2 protein-coding genes are annotated in these 3,570 nt (G+C 66.1%); both read left to right on the forward strand.

Going from position 1 to position 3,570, the window contains the following annotated elements; genetic code table 11:
- Positions 1 to 58 precede the first annotated feature (58 nt).
- Positions 59 to 2,110: a DNA topoisomerase (ATP-hydrolyzing) subunit B gene (gene gyrB, locus GX543_RS18350; protein WP_290854015.1), complete on the forward strand. Its 2,052-nt coding sequence runs from the start codon at positions 59 to 61 to the stop codon at positions 2,108 to 2,110.
- A gap of 65 nt (positions 2,111 to 2,175) precedes the next feature.
- Positions 2,176 to 3,570, forward strand: a 1,395-nt coding sequence (locus GX543_RS18355) for a DNA gyrase subunit A (RefSeq protein WP_290854016.1), incomplete at its 3' end; no start/stop codon positions are given.

The raw sequence follows: 3,570 nt of genomic DNA on the forward strand, positions 1-3,570 counted from the left end.
CGGCTTCGAAGTACACTGGACAGTAACTGTCCTCAACGTGAAGGAGCGGACGCGTCCCGTGGCCGACAACACTGAGTCGAAGAAGCCGAAGAACCCCAGCGGCGATTACGGCGCCGAATCCATCAGCATTCTCGAAGGCCTCGAGGCGGTTCGCAAGCGACCCGGCATGTACATCGGTTCCACCGGTGAGCGGGGTCTGCACCACCTGATCTGGGAAGTCGTCGACAACTCCGTCGACGAGGCGATGGCCGGCTATGCCACCCGCGTCGACGTCACCCTCACAGAAGACGGCGGCATCGAGGTGGTCGACGACGGCCGCGGCATGCCGGTCGGCATGCACGCCACCGGCGTTCCGGCGGTCGAGGTCATCATGACCCAGCTGCACGCCGGCGGTAAGTTCGACTCCGATTCCTATGCGGTCTCCGGTGGTCTGCACGGCGTCGGCATCTCCGTGGTCAACGCGTTGTCGACCAAGGTCGAACTCGACATCAAGCGCGACGGCCACACCTGGTCACAGACCTACAACCACGCCGAGCCCACCGAGCTCCAGCAGACCGGCGACACCCGGGAGACCGGCACCACCGTGCGTTTCTGGCCGGACCCGGAGATCTTCGAGACGACCGTGTTCAGTGCGGAGACGATCGCCCGCCGCCTGCAGGAGATGGCCTTCCTGAACAAGGGCCTGACCATCACGCTGACCGACAACCGCATCACGCTCGAAGAGGCCGAGGCCGAGGTCGAGATGGACGGCGACGGCACCGAGCTCGCCGAATCCATCAAATCGGACGAGGACAAGGCCAAGCAGGTCGCGACCATCCGCACCCGGACCTACCACTACCCGGACGGCCTGGTCGACTACATCAAGCATCTGAACCGCACCAAGACGGGCATCCACAACACCGTCATCGGCTACAGCGGCAAGGGCGAGGGCCACGAGGTCGAGATCGCCATGCAGTGGAACAGCGGCTACGCCGAATCGGTCCACACCTTCGCCAACACCATCAACACCCACGAGGGCGGCACCCACGAAGAGGGCTTCCGCGCCGCGCTGACCAGCACCGTCAACAAGTACGCGCTGGACAAGAAGCTGATCAAGGAGAAGGACGGCAAGCTCACCGGCGACGACATCCGCGAGGGTCTGGCCGCCGTCATCTCCGTCAAGGTCGCCGACCCGCAGTTCGAGGGCCAGACCAAGACCAAGCTGGGCAACACCGAGGTCAAGGGCTTCGTGCAGCGCACCTGCAACGAGCACCTGGCGCACTGGTTCGAGTCCAACCCGGCCGAGGCCAAGCTGATCATCCGCAAGGCCGCCGACTCGGCGCAGGCCCGGATGGCCGCCCGCCGCGCCCGCGAACTGGTCCGCCGCAAGACCGCCACCGACATCGGCGGCCTGCCCGGCAAGCTCGCCGACTGCCGCAGCAACGACCCCAGCAAGTGCGAGGTCTACATCGTGGAGGGCGACTCGGCCGGCGGCTCCGCCAAGTCCGGCCGGGACAGCATGTACCAGGCGATCCTGCCGATCCGCGGCAAGATCATCAACGTCGAGAAGGCCCGCATCGACCGGGTCCTCAAGAACGCCGAAGTGCAGTCCATCATCACCGCCTTCGGCACCGGCATCCACGACGAGTTCGACCTGTCCAAGCTGCGCTATCACAAGATCGTGCTGATGGCCGACGCCGACGTCGACGGTCAGCACATCGCGACGCTGCTGCTGACCCTGCTCTTCCGGTTCATGCGTCCGCTCATCGAACACGGCCACGTCTATCTCGCGCAGCCGCCGCTGTACAAGCTCAAGTGGCAGAAGGGCGCCGCCCCGGAGTTCGCGTACAGCGACCGGGAACGCGATGCGCTGCTCGAGGCCGGCAAGGCCTCCGGCAAGAAGATCAACACCGACGACGGCATCCAGCGCTACAAGGGTCTCGGTGAGATGAACGCCAGCGAGCTGTGGGAGACCACCATGGACCCGTCGGTGCGCATCCTCAAGCAGGTCACCCTCGACGACGCCGCCGCGGCCGACGAGCTGTTCTCCATCCTGATGGGTGAGGACGTCTCCGCCCGCCGCAGCTTCATCGCTCGCAACGCCCGTGACGTGCGCTTCCTGGACGTCTGAGTCCGCAGGCGAGTGCTGACCCCTAGATTCGATTCCGCGGCTGCGCCGGCGGAGAAAGTGAACTGATGAGCGACGAAACCGACCTGCCGGACAACGCCGACGGGGCCACCGGGGACCGCATCGAGCCCGTAGACCTCGGGCAGGAGATGCAGAACAGCTACATCGACTATGCGATGAGCGTGATCGTCGGACGTGCCCTGCCGGACGTCCGCGACGGTCTCAAGCCCGTGCACCGTCGTCTGCTGTACGCATCCTTCGACGCCGGCTTCCGCCCGGAACGCGGCTATGTGAAGTCGGCGCGCCCGGTCTCGGAGACCATGGGTAACTACCACCCGCACGGCGACAGCTCGATCTACGACGCCCTGGTCCGCCTGGCCCAGCCGTGGTCGCTGCGCTATCCGCTGATGGACGGTCAGGGCAACTTCGGTTCCCGCGGCAACGACGGCGCGGCCGCCATGCGTTACACCGAGGCCCGGCTGACGCCGCTGGCCATGGAGATGCTGCGCGACATCACCGAGGAGACCGTCGACTTCATCCCGAACTACGACGGCAAGACCGAGGAGCCGACGGTGCTGCCGTCGCGTATCCCGAACCTGCTGGTCAACGGTTCGGGCGGTATCGCCGTCGGTATGGCCACCAACATCCCGCCGCACAATCTGCGGGAGGTCGCCGACGCCGTCGTCTGGGCGCTGGAGAATCCGGACGCCGACGAAGAGGCCACCCTGGAAGCCTGCATGGAGCGGGTCAAGGGCCCGGACTTCCCGACGGCCGCACTGATCGTCGGCGGTCAGGGCATCAAGGACGCCTACACGACCGGCCGCGGCAGCATCCGGATGCGTTCGGTGGTTGACATCGAGGAGAACAAGGGCACCACCACGCTGGTGGTCACCGAGCTCCCGTACCAGGTGAACCCGGACAACCTGATCTCGTCGATCGCCGAGCAGGTCAACGACGGCAAGCTCAAGGGCATCTCCAAGATCGAGGACCAGTCCTCCGACCGCGTCGGCATGCGCATCGTGGTGACGCTGCGGCGGGACGCGGTGGCCCGGGTGGTGCTGAACAACCTGTACAAGCACAGCCAGCTGCAGACGAACTTCGGTGCCAACATGCTGTCGATCGTCGACGGCGTGCCGCGCACCCTGCGACTGGATCAGATGATCCGGCTGTACGTCTCCCACCAGATCGACGTCATCGTGCGCCGCACCCGCTACCGCCTGCGCAAGGCCGAGGAGCGCGCACACATCCTGCGCGGCCTGGTCAAGGCTCTCGACGCCCTCGACGAGGTCATCGCGCTGATCCGCGCCTCGGCCAATACCGAGGCGGCCCGCAGCGGCCTGATGGATCTGCTCGACATCGACGAGCTGCAGGCGGATGCGATCCTGGCCATGCAGCTGCGCCGGCTGTCGGCCCTCGAACGGCAGAAGATCGTCGACGAGCTCGCCGAGATCGAGCGCGAGATC

The sequence above is a fragment of the Gordonia sp. (in: high G+C Gram-positive bacteria) genome, assembly GCF_012515855.1.
Taxonomy (GTDB): domain Bacteria; phylum Actinomycetota; class Actinomycetes; order Mycobacteriales; family Mycobacteriaceae; genus Gordonia.